The sequence below is a fragment of the Streptomyces sp. NPDC048442 genome, from assembly GCF_040651475.1.
GTDB lineage: Bacteria > Actinomycetota > Actinomycetes > Streptomycetales > Streptomycetaceae > Streptomyces.
Genome location: NZ_JBEZKB010000020.1, coordinates 1 through 18,466, shown reverse-complemented (window position 1 = coordinate 18,466; position 18,466 = coordinate 1). Strand labels below are relative to the sequence as shown.

The window sequence follows — 18,466 nt, the reverse complement described above, 5'->3', positions numbered from 1 at the left end:
CTCAGCCGACGGTCCGGGCCCACCGGTCGACGGACGACAGGAACGCGGGTACGTCCTCCTCGGGACGGCCGGAGGCCATGAACCGCCGCGAGGGCAGCTCGCCGACCAGGGCACGCGAGATCCGGTCGGCCTCCCGCACCACAGGAGCGAAGTCCAGCCGCAGCAGCTTCGCCACGGCGCCGAGCGTGCTTCCCGGCCCGGCCCCCAGCACCTGTCCGGCCCGCCCGTCGCCGGTCACCGAGGCGCCCTGGGACCGGTCGACGTAGACCACCAGGTCGATGGGCAGGACGCGGTCGGGCAGCGCTCCGCCCCGCGCACGCACGGGAAAGAAGTACTCCCGGCCCCGGTGGTCCGGGGGCAGGTCCGAGGCGTTCCCGTGCAGTTCGGTGCCGGTGATCCGGGAGATCAGCGCACGGTCGTCCGGCTGCACCCGGTTCTCCCAGGCCCCGCCGAGGAACAGCGGGACGACCGACAGGTCCGAGGTGACGAACACGAGGTCCTCGGCCACCACTTGCCAGCCGTCGGCGAAGGCCGCCAGCCCCAGGGTGCTCTTCCCCGACCCCGAATTCCCGGCGAGCAGCACCGTGACTTTGTCCCGGGTGATCGCCACGCCGTGGACGAGGCCGACGCCCCCGCCCAGCATCAGAGGGGCGATCAGCGACATCCGGAACAGCTTCCGCCGGAAGGCCTCATTGCTCGCCGAGACCTCGACGACGGTAGGGGAACCGCCGTCCGGGCCCGTCCCGGTGCCGTCGGCCGCCTCACCGGTTCTCGCCCGTACCAGCCCCGCGGTCCCCGACGGCCCCCGGGCCGGCCAGTGGATCCAACGCGCCGTCCCGGTCTCGGTGTACGAGGCCCACGGGCCGCCGGGAGCGGGGGGCGGCTCGCCCTCCGGCGCGCGGTAGCCGTCCACGGCCCGGACGTCGAGCCGGTCGGCCGGGGCCCGCGCACCGCGTGGCGACAGCGCCTTCGCGTACGTCTCCAGCCCGGCCGCCGGCGGGACGGCGTCCCAGAACGAGGGGGCGGCGCCCGGCAGCGGGGCGAACCGCCACGCCACGGGACCTCGTGCGCAGGGCAGGGTTCCGGACGCCGCCGGGGCGACCTCCGCGGCCGGACTACTTGTCACGGTAGGCCGCCTGCCTCGCCATGTCGCGCAGCACGGTCGACCAGGCGGGACCGAGCACCCCGTCGACGGCGGCGCACGCCGTCGCGATCCGCTCCGCGACGACCCCCTCGACGCGGTCGCGCACTCCGGTCCGTACGAGTACCTCGTGCAGGCTGTCGGGGTCGGCGCCCGCGAGGTTCTCGCCGACCAGCTCCCTGACCTCGCTCTCGTGCCGCAGCGCGATCGACATCAGCAGCGTCATCTTGTGCTGCTTGAAGTCGAGCCCGGCCGGCTTCCCGGTGACCTCCTGGCTCCCGAAGGCGTCCAGCAGGTCGTCCCTGAGCTGGAACGCCTCCCCGAGCGCGAGGCCGTACTCCTCGAACACCGGGCCCAGCTCCTGCGCCCCGGCGAGTTCGGCGCCCATCGCCAGCGGCCGGTAGACCGTGTAGCGCCCCGACTTGAACAGGGCGATCCAGCTGGAGAGTTCGGGGTCCGGGTCGAACCGGGCCGCCGCCCGGACGTCCAGGAACTGACCGATCATCAGCTCGGTGCACAGATCGCCCCAGATGCGCCGGGCGTGCGCAGGACAGTCGGCGAGCAACCGTTCCGCGTACACCAGGGCGAGGTCGCCCGCGAGGACGGCCACGCTCTCGCCGTACCTGCGGGGCTCACCGCGCCAGTCGCGCTCCTCGTGCAGCGAGGAGTGCAGCACGTGCGCGGTCGGCTCGTTCCTGCGCAGCCCCGAGTCGTCCATGACGTCGTCGTGGAGCAGCGCGAAGGTGTGGAGCAGTTCCAGGGCCGCCGCGACGTCGACGATGACCTGGGCGTCCGGATCGCCGCCGCCGGCGAGATAGCCGGTGATGCAGAAAGCGGGACGCAGCCGCTTGCCGCCGCTCCCCACCATCCGGGCCACGCAGTCGATCAACTCCGCCGAATCGGAATTGAGCGCCGACCATTCTCGGCGCTCCTCGGAAATGAACTCCTGGATACGTTTCTCCGCTCGGGCCAATATGCGATTTCGGGCCTCGTGGGCGGTGACACCGGAGAGCGGGTGACTCACCGGGAGGGTTGCGGGCATGGTCATTCTCCTGGTTCCGGGGCGACGTCAACTCGCCATTTCTCGCACAGCCAAGCGCCCCTGGATAGGGGCAGGTTGACGTACAGCCGCTGTCCAGAGCGGTGGAGCGGCTCCGGACTAACCTCCGCCCAAGTGCCTGGACACTGCCCGTCCGAGAACCACATAACTGTCTTTTGCTCCGCACGGAAAAGAAGTCGACTTCCGTGCGATCGAAGGTGGATGGCGAGGAATCATGGATCTGTCTCAGTCTTTTGCCGGTGACGAAGAGCTGCTTGAGCTGACCGGCGCGCAGGCAGGCGTGTGGTTCGCGCAGGCGGTGGAGCCCGACAGCCCCATCTTCCGGGCGGCCGAGTACCTGGAGATCCACGGGCCCGTGGACACCGTCCTCTTCGAGCGGGCACTGCGGCGTACGACCGCGGAGGCGGACGCCCTGCACATCAGGTTCTTCGACACCGAGAACGGACCCCGCCAGAGCGTCGGCGCCGAACCCGACTGGCGGCTGCGGATCCTCGACGTCCGCGGCGAGGACGACCCCCGGCGCGCCGCCGAGGAGTGGATGGGACGGGACCTGCGCCGGCGCATCGACCTGACCTCCGCCCCGCTGTTCACCTACGCGCTCTTCCGCGTCGCCGAGGACCGCTGGTTCTGGTACCACGCCTACCACCACATCCTGATGGACGGCGTGGGCGCCGCACTCCTGGTGCGCCGGGTCGCGGACCTCTACACCGCGCTCGCCGCGGGCGCGGAGCTCCCGCCCACCCCGTTCACCTCCGTACGCACCCTCCTCACCGAGGACGCCGCGTACCGTGCCTCCGCGGAGTTCACCGCCGACCGGGACTTCTGGCGCGAGGAGTTCGCCGGCCTGCCGGAGCCGATCGCCCTGTCTGCCCGGCCGCTGGTGGCCTCGGCGGACTTCGTGCGGCGCACCGCGCACCTGCCCAAGGACGCCCAGGACGACCTGGTGCGAGTGGCGGAACAGGCCGGCACCGCACGGTCGCGCATCGTCATCGCCGCCACGGTCGCCTACCTGCACCGGATGACCGGACTCACCGACATCGTGGTCGGCCTCCCGGTGACCGCCCGCCCGGGTCCTGCCTCGCGCACCGCCCCGGGCATGGCCGCGAACGTGGTCCCGCTGCGGGTGGCCGTCGACGACACCACCACCGTGGGCGAACTCCTCGAACGCACCCGCGTCGCCCTGCGCGGCCTCGTCGCCCACCAGCGCTACCGCGGCGAGGACCTGCGCCGGGACCTGGGCCTGGCCAACGACCACCGGCGGTTCTTCGGGCCGCTGCTCAACGTCGTCCCCTTCAACTACGACCTCAGCTTCGCGGGCAGCCGCGCCGACGCCCACAACATGTCGCTGCGGCTCGTCGAGGACCTCGCCGTCTCGGTCTACGACCGGGGCAACGGCCGCGAGATCCGGGTGGACTTCGACGCCCACCGCGAGCTGTACGGTCCCGCCGACCTCGCCGCCCACCAGGACCGGTACCTCGCCTTCGTCGGCCGGGTGGCCAGGGCGCTCGAAGAGCCCGCGACGCCGGTCGGCCGGCTCGGTCTGCTCGGCGACGACGAACTCGCGGCGCTCACCGCCGCCGAACCGGCGGTCCGTCCCGCCGCGGGACCCACCCTTCCCGACCTGTTCGAGCGCCGGGTCCGGGCGACACCGGACGCCCCGGCCGTCGAGTTCGAGGGCGAGGTCCTCAGCTACGCGGAGCTGAACCGGCGGGCCAACCGGCTCGCCCGGCTGCTTGTCGCGCGGGGCATCGGACCGGAGGACCGGGTGGCCCTGCTGCTGCCCCGCTCGGCCGAGTTCGTGGTCGGCGTCCTCGCCGTGGTCAAGGCGGGCGCCGCGTACGTCCCCGTCGACCCTGCCTACCCCGCGGCGCGCATCGACCACATCCTCGGCGACGCCGCTCCCGCGTGCGTCCTGGCCACCTCCGCCACGGTCACCGCCGCACACGCCGCCGGCCGTCCCGCGCTCCTGCTCGACGGACAGGACGTGCGCGACGCGCTGCCGGCACTGGCGGACACCGACCCGACGGACGCGGAACGCACCACCGCCCTGACCGCCGCCCACCCCGCCTACGTCATCTACACCTCGGGATCGACCGGCCGCCCCAAGGGCGTGCTGGTCACCCACGCGGGCATACCGGGCCTCGCCGAGACCTTCATCGACCGGCTGGGCGTGCACCCCGGAAGCAGGGTCCTGCAGTTCGCCTCGACGGGCTTCGACGCGATGGTCCCCGAACTGTGCATGGGCCTGCTCTCCGGTGCGACCTTCGTCCTGGCCCCGGCCGAGCGGCTGCTCCCCGGGGACCCGCTGGCCTCGTTCACCCGGCAGGCCGGCATCACCCACGCGATCCTGCCGCCCTCGTCACTCGCCGTGCTGAACCCGCAGAGCGACCTGCCGCCCGGGATGACCATCCTGGTGGCCGGCGAGGCGAGCTCGCCGGAACTGGTGTCCCGCTGGGCTCCGGGCCGGGTGTTCGTCAACGGCTACGGACCCACCGAGACCACCGTGTGCGCCACGATGAGCGAGGCGCTCGACGGCGCGGGCGCCGGCACACCGCCCATCGGCGACCCCATCGCCGACACCCGGGTGTACGTCCTCGACAGCGCCCTGCTCCCCGTACCGCCCGGTGTCACGGGTGAGCTGTACGTGGCAGGACCCAGCCTGGCCCGCGGCTACCTGGGCCGCTCCGCACTGACCGCCGAACGCTTCGTCGCCCACCCCTTCGGGCTGCCGGGCGAGCGCATGTACCGGACCGGCGACCTGGTCAGGCAACTCCCGGACCGCTCGCTGGAGTTCGTCGGACGCGCCGACGAGCAGGTCAAGATCCGCGGCTACCGCGTCGAGCCCGCCGAGGCGGAAGCCGCCCTGCTGCGGCTGCCCGCGGTGGGCCGGGCGGCGGTGACGGTACGCCACGACGCCACCGGCGCCCCCGCCCTGGCCGGCTACGTGGTCCCCGCCGAACCCGGCGCACCCCTGCGCCTGGACGCCGTACGCGACGCACTGGCCGCGGAACTGCCCGGCTACCTGGTGCCCGCCACCCTCACCGTCCTGGACACGATCCCGGTCACCCCGAACGGGAAGGTCGACCACAAGGCGCTGCCCGACCCGGGCACCGCGGCCAGGACCCGGGTCCGCCGCGCACCGGCCACGGCCCTGGAACACACCCTGTGCACGCTGTTCGCCCAGGCGCTCGGTCTCGACGACGTCGGCGCCGACGACGACTTCTTCACGCTCGGCGGCCACTCCCTGATGGCCGCCCGGCTGGCCCGGCGCGTCACCGCCGAAACCGGCGTGGACTGCGGCGTCGAAGCCGTCTTCGCCGCCCCCTCCCCCGGCCTGCTGGCCGAGCGGCTCGGCAGCCCCGCAGCCGCCAGGCCCGCCCTGGTCCCGACGCCCCGCGACGGAGACCTCGCACTGTCCCACGCCCAGCAGCGCCTGTGGATCCTGGACCAGATCGAGGGCCCCGGCGCCGCCTACAACATCCCGCTCGTCCTCACCCTGTCCGGCGGACTCGACCAAGAGGCCCTGGAGTCGGCGATCGGCGACCTCGTCGCCCGGCACGAGATCCTGCGCACGCTCTACCGCCAGAACGACGGAGTGGCGGCGCAACACATCCTGCCCGCCGGGACCCCCGTCGAGTGCGCCGTGGCCACCGCGAGCGACGACACCCTCGCCGAGCAGCTCGCCGTCGCCGTCACCCACCGCTTCGACCTCGGCGGCGAACCCCCGCTGCGGGCCACCCTGTTCACGCTCGCCCCCGAACGCCACGTACTGCTGCTCCTGCTGCACCACATCGCGGCCGACGCCGGCTCGCTCGGCCCGCTCCTGCGCGATCTCACCGAGAGCTACCGGGCGCGGCGCGCGGGAGCACAGCCGCAGCGCGAACCGCTCGCCGTGCAGTACGCCGACTACGCCGCCTGGCAGCGCCTGTGCCTGGGCGGCGAGCAGGACCCCGACAGCGTCGCCGCCCGCCAGATCGCCTTCTGGCAGCAGCACCTCGAAGGCCTGCCCGACCATCTGGAACTGCCCGCCGACCACGCCAGGAAGGCCCTGGCGGCAGCCCCCGCCGACCTGGTCACCCTGGACCTGGACGCGCGGCTCCACCAGCGGCTCGGCGCACTGGCCCGGACGACCGGCACCAGCACCTTCATGGTCGTCCAGGCCCTGGTGGCCGCGGTGGTGACCCGGCTGGGCGGCGGCACCGACATCGCCGTCGGCACCCCCGTGACCGGCCGCCCCGACGACGCCCTCGACGACCTCGTCGGCTTCTTCACCAACACCCTCGTCCTGCGCACCGACACCTCGGGCGACCCCACCTTCGAGGAACTGCTCGCCCGGATCCGGCCCGCCAACCTCAGCGCCTACGAACACCAGGAACTGCCCTTCGAGCGGCTCGTCGAGGTGCTCAACCCGGTGCGCTCGCCCTTCTGGCACCCGCTGTTCCAGATCATGATCTCGATGGACAGCTCCCAGCGCGTCCTGCCGGCCGTCGACGGCCTGGAACTCGGCATGCTCGACGTGCCGACCGGCACCGCCAAGTTCGACCTGTCGTTCAACGTCCGCGAGCACCGCACCCCCGGCGGCGACGAGGACGGCATCCTCGTCGCCCTGGAGTTCCGTACCGATCTGTTCGAACGGTCCACCGCGCAGGCCTTCCTGGAGCGCTTCGCCCGGCTCGCCGAGACCGCCGCGCACGACCCCGGCAGCAGGATCGGCAGCGCCCCGATCCTCTCCGCGCAGGAGACCCACCGGCTGCTGGTGGATTACAACGACACCGCCGCACCGGAGTCCATGACCGACGTCGTGGGCCGCCTCCGCGAGATCGCCGCGGCACACCCCGGCGCCGTCGCCGTCACGGACGACGACGGGGACGTCACCTACGCCGGCCTCATGGACCGGGTGGAAGCCCTGGCCGCCCGGCTGCGCGCCCAAGGGGCGGGCCCGGACTCGGTGGTCGCCGTCCTCGCCGACCGCGGCAGCGCCGCCGTCACCGCTCTCCTCGGCATCCTGGCGGCCGGCGCCGCCTACCTGCCCCTCGACACCAGGGCACCCGTGGAGCGGGCGGCGACCCTGCTCGCCGACGCGCGGGCGGCCCTGCTGCTCGCCGGACCGGGGCACGCGGACACCGCCGCCGCGGTGACCGGGGCCACCGGCGGCGCCGTCACCCTGCTGCCCCTGGGCACCGCCGGCTCCGCGGAGGCCGAGCTCCGCGCCGACTCCGCCGCCGCGAACAGCGCGCACGCTCCGGCCTTCACCGCAGAGCCGGCCGGCGGCCAACTCGCCTACGTCATCTTCACCTCGGGCTCCACCGGCCGCCCCAAGGGGGCGATGGTCCACCACCGGGGCATGAACAACCACCTGCTGGCGAAGATCGACGACCTCACCCTGACCGCCGCCGACACGGTGGTCCAGAACGCGCCGCTCACCTTCGACGTCTCGGTCTGGCAGATGATCGCCCCGCTCCTCAGGGGCGGCCGGGTGCTCGCCGTGGGCCAGTCCCTGGCGGCCGACCCGCTGGGCCTGTTCCGCCTCACCGCACACGACGCGGTCACCGTCCTGGAGGTCGTGCCCTCGCTCCTGCGCGCGGCCCTCGACACCTGGGACGAGGGCGCGGAGGTCCCGGACCTGTCCGCACTGCGGTGGCTCGTCGTCACCGGCGAGGAACTGCCCGCCGAGCTGTGCCGGCGCTGGTTCGCACGCTTCCCCGCCATCGCGATGATGAACGCCTACGGGCCCACCGAATGCTCCGACGACGTCACCCACGCCGTCCTCACGGCGGACACCCTGGACGAGGAGCGGATCACCGCCCCGATCGGCCGGGCGGTCCGCAACACCCGGCTGTACGTCCTCAGCGACGAACTCCAGCCGGTCCCCGCGGGCACCCCCGGCGACCTGTACGTCGCCGGCGCCGGCGTCGGCCGGGGCTACCTCGGCGACCCCGGCCGCACCGCGGCCACCTTCGTCGCCGACCCGTTCGCCGCCGACGACAGCCTCATGTACCGCACCGGCGACCGGGTCCGCCACCGCCCCGACGGACAGCTGGAGTTCATCGGCCGCCGCGACGCACAGGTGAAGATCCGCGGCCAGCGCGTCGAACTGGGCGAGGTGGAGGCGCACCTCAGGGCCCAGCACGGGGTGAGCGACGCGGTCGCCGCCGTGGTCCCGGGACCGGGCGGGCACCAGCAGCTCGTCGGCTACGTCGTGGGTACGCAGGACGTCCGCGCCGTACGCGAGAGCCTCGCCGCCGCCCTGCCGGAGCACCTGGTGCCGTCCGTGCTCGTCCCGCTCGACACCATGCCGCTGACCGCGAACGGCAAGACCGACCGCAAGGCCCTGCCCGCGCCGGACTTCTCCACCACCGTGCGCCGCGCACCGCGCACCCCCGAGGAGGAGATCCTCTGCGGCACCTTCGCGGAACTCCTGGGACTCGACCGGGTCGGCGTCGACGACGACTTCTTCGCGCTGGGCGGTCACTCCCTCCTCGCCACCCGTCTGGTGGCCAGGATCCGCGCCGCCCTCTCGGTGGACCTTCAGGTCGCCGCCCTGTTCGAGGCACCCACCGTGGCCGGCCTCGCCGCCCGGATCGAGGCCGCGGGTCCCGCCCGCAGCCGCCCGGTGCGCCGCGAGAGGCCCGCGGTGCTGCCACTGTCGTACGCCCAGCGCGGCCTGTGGTTCCTCAACCGGACGGACCCGGCGGACAGCTCGTACAACATCCCGCTGGTCCTGCGGCTGTCCGGCAGCCTCGACACCGCCGCCCTGGAACACGCCCTGGCCGAGGTCGTCGGCCGGCACGCGAGCCTGCGCACCGTCTTTCCCGAGAGCGACGGCGTACCCCGCCAGGAGGTCCTCGACCCCTCCCGGGCACGTCCCGGGCTGGAGGTCGTGGACGCCGCGGGCCGGGACGCCGACGCGCTGACCGCCGAGGTGGTCGGCCGCGGCTTCGACCTAGCCCGCGAGATCCCGTTGCGCGCCCGGCTGCTCGTACTCGGCCCGCAGACGCACCTCCTCGTCGTCGTCGTCCACCACATCGCGAGCGACGGCTGGTCGACCGCGCCTCTGGCGCGCGACCTCAGCGTCGCGTACGGGGCCGCCCTCGGCGGGCAGGCACCCACCTGGACCCCGCTCCCCGTCCAGTACGCCGACCACGCCCTGTGGCAGCGCGACCAGCTCGGCGACGAGAGCGACCCCGGCAGTGTGATCTCCGGTCAGATCGCCTACTGGAAGCAGGCACTGGCCGGACTGCCCGAGGAGCTCGCCCTGCCGGCCGACCGGCCGCGGCCCGCACTCCCCAGCCGCCGGGGCGGACTCGTCCCCTTCGGCCTCGGCCCCGAGACGCACCGCCGCCTGCTGCGGTTGGCCCGCACCCACGGCGTCACCACCTTCATGGCCCTGCACGCGGCCCTCGCGGCGCTGCTGACCCGGCTCGGCGCCGGCACCGACATCCCCATCGGCGGCTCCGTGGCGGGCCGCACCGACGAGTCCCTCGACGACCTGGTCGGCTTCTTCGTCAACTCCCTGGTGCTGCGCGTCGACACGTCGGGCGACCCGACCTTCGGCGAGCTGGTGCAGCGCACCCGCACGGCGGACCTCGCCGCCTTCGCCCACCAGGACCTGCCCTTCGAGCGCCTGGTGGAGGCCGTCAACCCGCGCCGCTCGCTGACCCGCCACCCCCTGTTCCAGATCAAGCTGGTGCTGCAGAACCTCCAGCGCCCCGAGCTGGACTTCCCCCATCTGCGCGCCGAAGTCGCCCAGCTCGACCCGGACATGGCCAAGTTCGACCTGCTGTTCAGCGTGGCCGAGCAGTACGACGAACAGGGCGAGCCGCAGGGCCTGGTGGCGGCGGCCGGCTACTCGGCCGACCTGTTCGACCGCTCCACCGTCGAGGCACTCGTCGGCCGGTTCGTCCGCCTGCTGGAGTCCGCCCTGGACCGACCCGACCGGCGCATCGGCAGCCTCGCCGTCATGGACGGAACGGAACGGCACGACCTGCTCGTCACCCGCAACGACACCGCGCACGACACCCCGGACACGACCCTCACCCAGCTCTTCGAGGCACAGGCGGCCCGCACCCCTGACGCGCCTGCCGTCGTCTGCGGACCGCAACGGCTCGGCTACGGGCAGCTCAACGGCCGGGCGAACCGGCTCGCCCGCCTCCTGCTGGAGCACGGGACGGCGCCCGGCACCCTCGTCGCCCTCGCCCTGCCGCGCTCCGCCACGGCGGTCGAAGCGATGCTCGCCGTCGGCAAGGCCGGCGCCGCCTACCTGCCCCTGGACCCCGAGCACCCGGGGCAGCGCGTCGCGCAACTGCTCGCCGACGCCCGCCCCACCCTCCTGCTGACCACCGCGGACACCCTGCGGGCGGCCCCGCACCTGGCCGAGGGGCCGGCCGAGGTACTCGTACTGGACGCCCCGGAGGTGACGGACGCGCTCGCCCGCCGGGCGGCGGGCGACCTCGGCGACAGCGACCGGACCGTGCCCCCGGGCCCCGGCGACGCCGCGTACGTCGTCTACACCTCCGGCTCCACAGGCACCCCCAAGGGCGTCGTGGTCGACCAACGGGCCCTGGTGGACTACGTGGTGCGCTGCGCCGCCGAGTACCCCGGACTGAGCGGCCGGACCCTGCTGCACTCGCCGCTCTCCTTCGACCTCGGACTGACCACCCTCTACGGCACCCTGCTCGCGGGCGGCTGCCTGTACGTCGCCGACCTCGACGAGGAACTCGACGTACCCGGCGGCCTGACCTTCCTCAAGATCACCCCCAGTCACCTGCCCCTCCTCGACACCCTCCCCGACGACTGCTCCCCGTCCCTCGAACTGATGACGGGCGGCGAGGCGCTGCACTCCGAGCAGCTCGCGGCCTGGCGCGCCAGGCACCCGCAGGCCACGGTGGTCAACCACTACGGGCCGACCGAGACCACCGTCGGTGTCCTCGACCGCCGGATCCCGGCCGGCGCCGCCCTGCCGGCCGGACCGGTCCCGCTCGGCCGCCCGATGTGGAACACCCGCGCCTATGTCCTGGACGCGGCCCTGATCCCGGTGCCCGACGGCGTCGCGGGCGAGCTGTACATCGCGGGCTCCGGCCTCGCCCGCGGCTACCTCGGCCGGCCGGCGGGCACCGCGGAGCGGTTCGTCGCCGACCCGTTCGGGGCGCCGGGAGCCAGGATGTACCGCACCGGTGACCGCGTCCGGTGGAACTCCGCCGGAGTCCTGGAGTACATCGGCCGCGTGGACGACCAGGTCAAGGTGCGCGGTTTCCGGATCGAGCCGGGCGAGGTGGAGTCCGCCCTGCTGTCCGCTCCCGGAGTACGGCAGGCGCTCGCCCTCGTACGGGAGGACGAGCGGGACGACAAGCGGCTCACCGCGTACGTCGTCCCCGCCCCCGGCGCGCGGGTCGACGCCGACCACCTCAGGGCCCACGTCGCCGGCAGACTCCCCGAGTACCTGACACCCACCGCCGTCGTCGTCCTGGACACGCTCCCGCTCACCGCCAACGGCAAGGTCGACAGGGCGGCCCTGCCGGCCCCGGAGGCGGCCGGCGGCGGCACGCGGAGCCGCGACGCCCGTACCCCGGAGGAGGAGATCCTCTGCGGTCTCTTCGCCGACGTGCTGGGCGTGCGACGGGTCGGGATCGACGACGACTTCTTCGCACTGGGCGGCCACTCGCTGCTGGCCATGCGGCTGCTCAGCCGGATCTTCGGCGCGCTCGGCGTCCGGGTCGGCGTCAAGGCGCTGTTCGACGCTCCGACCGTCGCAGGCGTGGCCGCCCGGCTCACCGCACCCGGCGAGAACCGGCCCGCCCTGGTACCGGCCGACCGCGGCGACCGCGTGCCGTTGTCCTTCGCCCAGACCCGGCTGTGGTTCCTCAACCGGCTCGAAGGGCCAGGCGCCACGTACAACGTGCCGCTGGTGCTGCGCCTCGGCGGCGAGATCGACCGGCCCGCTCTGCGGGACGCACTGCGGGACGTCGCGGGCCGCCACGAGAGCCTGCGGACGGTGTTCCCCGAGACCGGCGGCGTCCCCTGCCAGCACGTCCTGGGACCCGTCGAGGGTGCCCCCGTGCTGGAGGAGAGCGCACTCGCCCCCGGCGAACTGGAGCAGGCCGTCACCGAGACCGTCGTACGCGGCTTCGATCTGGCCGTCCAGCCGCCGTTCCGGGCCCGGCTGCTCACCACGCGCGCCGAAGCCGAAGGGGCGGAGGCCGCCGAAGACAGCGACGGCGCGCAGGACGGCGCGCAGGACGGCGCGCAGGACGGTGCCCAGGACGCGGTGCTGGTCCTGGTCACCCACCACATCGCCAGCGACGGCTGGTCGCTCGTACCGCTGCTCGGCGACCTCTCCCGTGCGTACGCGGCGCGCTGCCGCGGCACTGCGCCGGCCTGGCAGCCACTGCCCGTCCAGTACGCCGACTACACCCTGTGGCAGCGCCGGGTCATGGGCGACGAGAGCGACCCCGAGAGCGGGCTGAACCGTCAGCTCGACCACTGGAGGGCAGCCCTGGACGGACTGCCGGAGGAGCTGGACCTGCCCACCGACCGGCCGCGCCCGGAGGTGGCCAGCTACCGCGGCGACAACGTACCGGTGGAGGTGGGCGCCGAGGCACATGCCGGCCTGGCGGCCCTGGCCCGCGCCAACGGCGTCAGTCTCTTCATGGTCCTGCAGGCCGGACTGGCCGCCCTGCTGACCCGGCTGGGCGCCGGCACCGACATCCCGCTCGGCACCCCGATCGCGGGCCGGACCGACGACGCCCTGGACGACCTCGTCGGGTTCTTCGTCAACACCCTGGTGCTGCGCACCGACACCGGGGGAGACCCCACCTTCCGCGAACTGCTCGCCCGGGTCCGGGAGAGCGACCTCGCCGCGTTCACCCACCAGGAGCTGCCGTTCGAGCGGCTGGTGGAGGAACTCAACCCGGTGCGCTCCCTCGCCCGCCACCCGCTCTTCCAGACCATGCTGATCCTGCACAACACGGAGCGGCCCGAGATCGACCTTCCCGGTCTGCGCGTCGAGGTCGAGGGCGCCGACGCCCCCGTGGCCAAGTTCGACCTGTCGGTCAGCCTGTGGGAACGCCGCACCGCGAGCGGCGCCGCCGACGGCATCCTCGGCTCGCTCGAATACGCGCTGGATCTGTTCGACCGTCCCACCGTCGAGGCCGTCGCCACCCGCCTGGTGCGGCTGCTGACCGCCGCCGCGGCCGACCCCGACCGGCCGATCGGCTCCCTGCCCGTGCTGTCGGACGAGGAACTGCACGAACTCCTCGTGGTCCGCAACGACACCGCCCTGGAGCGGCCCGAAGCGTCACTGCCGGAGCTGTTCCGCAGGCAGGCCGCCCGTACCCCGCAGGCCGTCGCCCTGGTCCAGGGCGACCTGGAACTCAGCTACGCGCAACTCGACGACCGTTCCGACTCGCTGGCCCGCCTCCTGCTGTCCCGCGGCGTCCGCCCGGAGGACCGGGTGGCCCTGCTGCTCGGGAACCGGGCCCACCACGTGGTGGCCACCCTCGCGGTGAGCAAGGCCGGTGCCGTCTACGTACCGCTGGACACCCGCAGCCCCGAGGCGCGCACGCGGCAGATCCTGGAAGGCACCGCGACGGTCGTGGTGCTGGCGGACCGCACGACCGCCGCGCAGGTGCCGCGGAGCACGGCCGACATCGTCCTCGTGGACCTCGCGGATCTCCCGGACCTCACAGACCGCACGGACCTCGCGGAACTCCCGGACCTCGCGGACGGACTCGGCGCGGACGGACTCGGCGCGGACGGACTCGGCGCGGACGGACTCGGCGCGGAAGGCGAAAGCCCCTGGCCGCTGCCGCACCCCGACCAACTGGCGTACGTCATCTACACCTCCGGATCGACCGGCGAGCCGAAGGGCGTCGCGGTCACCCACCGCAATGTCGCGGGCCTGGTCCGCGACCGCTACTGGGGGCACGGCCCGGACGACCGCTCGCTGATGCACTCGCCGCCCTCCTTCGACGCCTCCACGTACGAACTGTGGGGGCCGCTCCTGACCGGCGCGCGCGTCATCGCCTCGGACGGGGACGCGACCGACATCGCCTCCCTGGCCGCAGTCATGACCCGCCACCGCGTCACCGTCGGCCTGTTCAGCGAGGGCGTGTTCCGGCTGCTCGCGGAGAACCACGCCGAGAGCTTCCGCGACCTGCGCGACGTCTACGTCGGCGGCGACACGGCCTCGGCGGCCGCGGTCCGCAAGGTCCTGGAGCAGACCGCCGGCGCCCGGATCACCAACAGCTACGGCCCCACCGAGACGACCCTGTGCGTGGTCCACCACGCGCTCACCGAGGAGGACATCGCCGCCCGTACCTTCCCCATCGGCCGTCCCCTCGACAACACCCGCCTCTACGTCCTGGACACCCGCATGCGACCGGTGGCGCCCGGCGTCACCGGGGAGCTCTACGTGGCGGGCGAGGGCCTGGCCCGCGGTTACCTCGGCCGGCCGTCCCTGACCGCGGAACGGTTCGTGGCCGACCCCTTCGCCGCCGCCCCGGCCCGCATGTACCGTACGGGCGACCGGGTCCGCTGGCGCGCGGACGGGACCCTGGAGTTCGCGGGCCGCGCCGACGCCCAGGTCAAGGTGCGGGGCTTCCGCATCGAACTCGGCGAGGTGGAGGCCGCGGTGGCCTCCCACCCGGGCACCGCGCAGACCGTCGTCGTCGTACGCGAGGACCGTCCGGGGGACAAGCGCCTGGTCGCCTACGTGGTCCCCGCGACCGGCAGCGGACCCCACTCCGACGCACGCCCCGACTCCGACACGCGCCCCGACTCCGACACGCGCCCCGGCTCCGACACGCATCCCGACTCCGACGCGCGGCTCGACCACGAGGCCCTGCGCGCCCACGTCGGCGCGCTGCTGCCGGACTACATGGTGCCCGCCGTGTTCGTACCGCTGAAGCAACTGCCGCTGACCCGCACCGGCAAGGTGGACCGCGGCACGCTGCCCGCGCCCGTCTACGCGGGCGGCGGCGGGCGCACCCCGCGCAACGAACGGGAGAAGCTGCTGTGCGGCCTCTTCACCGACCTGCTCGGCGTTCCCGAGGTGGCGATCGACGACAACTTCTTCGCCATGGGCGGGGACAGCATCGTCTCCATCCAACTGGTCAGCCGGGCCCGGCAGGAGGGCCTGGTGCTCACCCCGCGCGACATCTTCCAGCACCAGACCGTCGAGGCCCTCGCCCTGGCGGCGACCGCGCCGGGCGCGGACGCCGACCGGGAGCCCGACGACGGGACCGGCACCGTCACCCCGACCCCGATCATGGAGTGGCTGCGCGAACTGGGCGGTCCCGTCGAGGGCTTCAACCAGTCCGTGCTCCTGCGCACCCCCTTGGGGCTGGGCGAGGAGTCCCTGCTCAGCGCCGTCCGGACAGTGCTCGACCGGCACGACCTGCTGCGGGCCCGCCTGGAGAGGACCGCGCGGGACGGGTGGCGCCTGGAGGTGCCGAAGGCGGGCAAGGCCGACGCCGCAGACTGCCTGCGCAGGGTCGACATCAGCGCCGTCCCGGACGACGCCCTCACCGAACTCCTCACCGCCGAGGCCGAGACGGCCCGCCGCCGCCTCGACCCCGACACCGGCGCCGTGCTGCGCGTCGTCTGGTTCGACGCGGGCCCCGGCCGTCCGGGCAGGCTCCTGCTCATGGCGCACCACCTCGTCGTCGACGGAGTGTCCTGGCGCATCGTCGTCCCCGACCTGATGACCTGCTGGACCGACGCGGAAGCGGGCCGGCCGCAGAGCACAGGACCCGGCGGCACGTCGTTCCGCACCTGGGCGCGGCTGCTGGCCGCGCGCGCCCTGACCGACGCCACCGAAGCGGAACTTCCCCTCTGGGAACGCATGACGGCGGAGGCCGACCCACAGCTCGGCGCGCGTCCGCTCGACCCCGCCGTGGACACCCGGGCCACCGTCAGGCAGTACACCCGGACCCTCCCCGCGGACCGTACGGAACCGCTGCTGACGACCGTGCCCGCCGCGACGGGCAGCTCCGTCGACGCGGTCCTGCTGACGGGCTTCGCGCTGGCCCTCGCCGAATGGCGGCGCACCCGGCGGCGCGGTGCGGGCGCGGGCGGGCCGGTCCTGCTGAACCTGGAGGGCCACGGTCGCGCCGAGGACGGCGAGGCCGAACTCTCCTCCACGGTCGGCTGGTTCACCGCGATGCACCCCCTGCGTCTCGACCCCGGAGTCATGTGGCACGAGACCAGGGACGGCGCACCGGCCGTCGGCGTCGCGCTGGGCCGGGTCCAGGACCAGCTCGGGGCCGTGCCCGACAAGGGCATCGGCTACGGCCTGCTGCGCTACCTGAACCCCCGTACCGCCGCCCTCCTCGCCGGCGGAGCGCGGCCGCAGGTCGGCTTCAACTACCTGGGCCGCGTCCGTACGGAGCACACGGGCCCCGCCGACTGGGGCGCGGCACCGGAGGACGTCCGTATCGCCCCCGCCGACCCGGACCTGCCGTTCGCCCACTGCCTGGAGGTCAACGCCGTCACGCACGACGGACCCGCGGGGCCCGAACTGGGCGTGACCTTCTCCTGGCCCGGCGGCCTCTTCGGCGAAGAGGACATCGAGTCCCTGACCGCCCTGTGGTTCGAGGCGCTCGACGCCCTCACGCGGTACAGCACCGACCACGCCGCCCCGGACGGCGGCACCCATGACCTGAAGACGTCCGACCTCGCTCTGGCGGACCTCCGCCAGGACGAACTCGACGAGCTCGAAGCCGACTTGGCCGACCTGGCCGACCTGGAGGACCTGGCGTGACGCACAACAGCCGACCGGTGAAGAAGACGTCCGGCCTCGAGGGCGTCCTGCCCCTCTCGCCGCTGCAGGAAGGCCTGTTCTTCCACTCCCTGCTGGACGACGGGCAGGGCCCCGACGTCTACGCGGTGCAGCTCGCGGCCGACCTCGAAGGGCCGCTCGACGCGGCCCGCCTCAAGGAGGCCGCGGCGGCTCTGCTGCGGCGCCACGCCAACCTCAGAGCCGGCTTCCGCCCGGTCCGCTCCGGGAAGCCGGTGCAGTTCATCCTCCGTGACGTCGAACTGCCCTGGCGCGAGGCCGACCTGAGCGCGCTGACCGCGGCCGACCAGGACGCCGAGCTGGCCCGGCTCGCCGACGAGGACCGCGCCGAGCGCTTCGATCTGGCCCGCCCGCCGCTGATCCGCGCCCTGCTGATCCGCCGCGGTGCGGAGCTGCACCGGCTGGTGATCACCAACCACCACATCCTGCTCGACGGCTGGTCCATGCCCGTCGTGCTGCGCGAGCTGTTCACCGTGTACGAGCGCGGCGAGAGCGCGCTGCCCCCGGTCACCCCGTACAAGAACTACCTGCAATGGCTCACCGCCCAGGACCGCACCGCGACCGAGGACGTCTGGCGCCACACCCTCGCCGGTGTCGAGGAGGCCACCCGCCTCGCCCCGGCCGACGCGCACCGCGAGGCCCGGATGCCGGAGCGCGTCGAGACCCTGCTCCCGGCCGAAACGGGCGACGCCATAGGCGAGTTGGCGGCCTCCCATTCGGTGACCCTCAACACCGTCGTGCAACTCGCCTGGGCGGTCGTCCTGGGACGCCTCACCGGCCGGGACGACGTCGTGTTCGGGACGACCGTGGCAGGACGGCCGGCCGAGGTGCCGGGCATCGAGTCCATGGTCGGCCTCTTCATCAACACGGTCCCGGTACGCGTCACCCTCCAGCACGACGAGCCCTGGTCCAAGGCACTCGTCCGGGTCCAGAACGAGCAGTCCGACCTCGGGCCCCACCAGCACCTCGGCCTCGCGGAGATCCAGGCGCTGGCCGGCATCGGCGAACTCTTCGACACGACCGTCCTGGTGGAGAACTATCCCGTCGACCCGGCCACCGCCTCCCGGCTGGAGTCCGGACTGCGCCTGGTCGGCGCGACCGGCCGCGACGCCACGCACTACCCGATGACCCTCGTCGTCTCCCGTACGGCGGCCGGACTGAACCTGCGCATCGACTACCGCGCCGAGCTCTTCTCCCGCGAGGAGGCCGCACTCGTTCTGGAACGTCTGGAGCGTGTGTTGCGTGCGGTGGTGGTGGATGTGGGTGTGTTGGTGGGTGGGGTGGATGTGTTGGGTGGTGGTGAGCGTGAGTTGTTGTTGAGTGGGTGGAATGGTGTGGGTGTGGAGGTGCCGGTGGGTGTGTTGCCGGTGTGGTTTGGGGAGCAGGTGGCGCGGACGCCTGATGGGGTTGCGGTGGTGTGTGGTGGTGTGTCGTTGACGTATGCGCAGGTGTGGGCGCGTGCGGTGGGTGT

General features: G+C 73.6%; 4 protein-coding genes. 2 read left to right on the top strand and 2 right to left on the bottom strand.

Annotation, left to right across the window (positions count from 1 at the left end):
* Position 1 precedes the first annotated feature (1 nt).
* Positions 2–1,126: a hypothetical protein gene (locus AB0D18_RS26875; protein ID WP_362423627.1), complete on the bottom strand. Its 1,125-nt coding sequence runs from the start codon at positions 1,124–1,126 to the stop codon at positions 2–4.
* Positions 1,116–2,183, bottom strand: a complete 1,068-nt coding sequence (locus tag AB0D18_RS26870; protein WP_362423624.1) for a polyprenyl synthetase family protein — start codon at positions 2,181–2,183, stop codon at positions 1,116–1,118. The genes AB0D18_RS26875 and AB0D18_RS26870 overlap by 11 nt, the downstream gene beginning before the upstream one ends.
* A 232-nt stretch (positions 2,184–2,415) precedes the next feature.
* On the opposite strand from AB0D18_RS26870, the gene AB0D18_RS26865 reads away from it, so the two are divergent.
* On the top strand, positions 2,416–16,959 hold the full coding sequence (locus AB0D18_RS26865; RefSeq protein WP_362423621.1) for an amino acid adenylation domain-containing protein: 14,544 nt from the start codon (positions 2,416–2,418) through the stop codon (positions 16,957–16,959).
* A partial coding sequence (locus AB0D18_RS26860; protein ID WP_362423619.1) for a condensation domain-containing protein occupies positions 16,956–18,466 on the top strand: 1,511 nt, incomplete at its 3' end. The genes AB0D18_RS26865 and AB0D18_RS26860, both read left to right, overlap by 4 nt.

Bases quoted from the DNA above. Each gene is read 5' to 3' on its own strand.
- AB0D18_RS26870 (WP_362423624.1), bottom strand. From the start codon at position 2,183: ATGCCCGCAACCCTCCCGGTGAGTCACCCGCTCTCCGGTGTCACCGCC.
- AB0D18_RS26865 (WP_362423621.1), top strand. From the start codon at position 2,416: ATGGATCTGTCTCAGTCTTTTGCCGGTGACGAAGAGCTGCTTGAGCTG.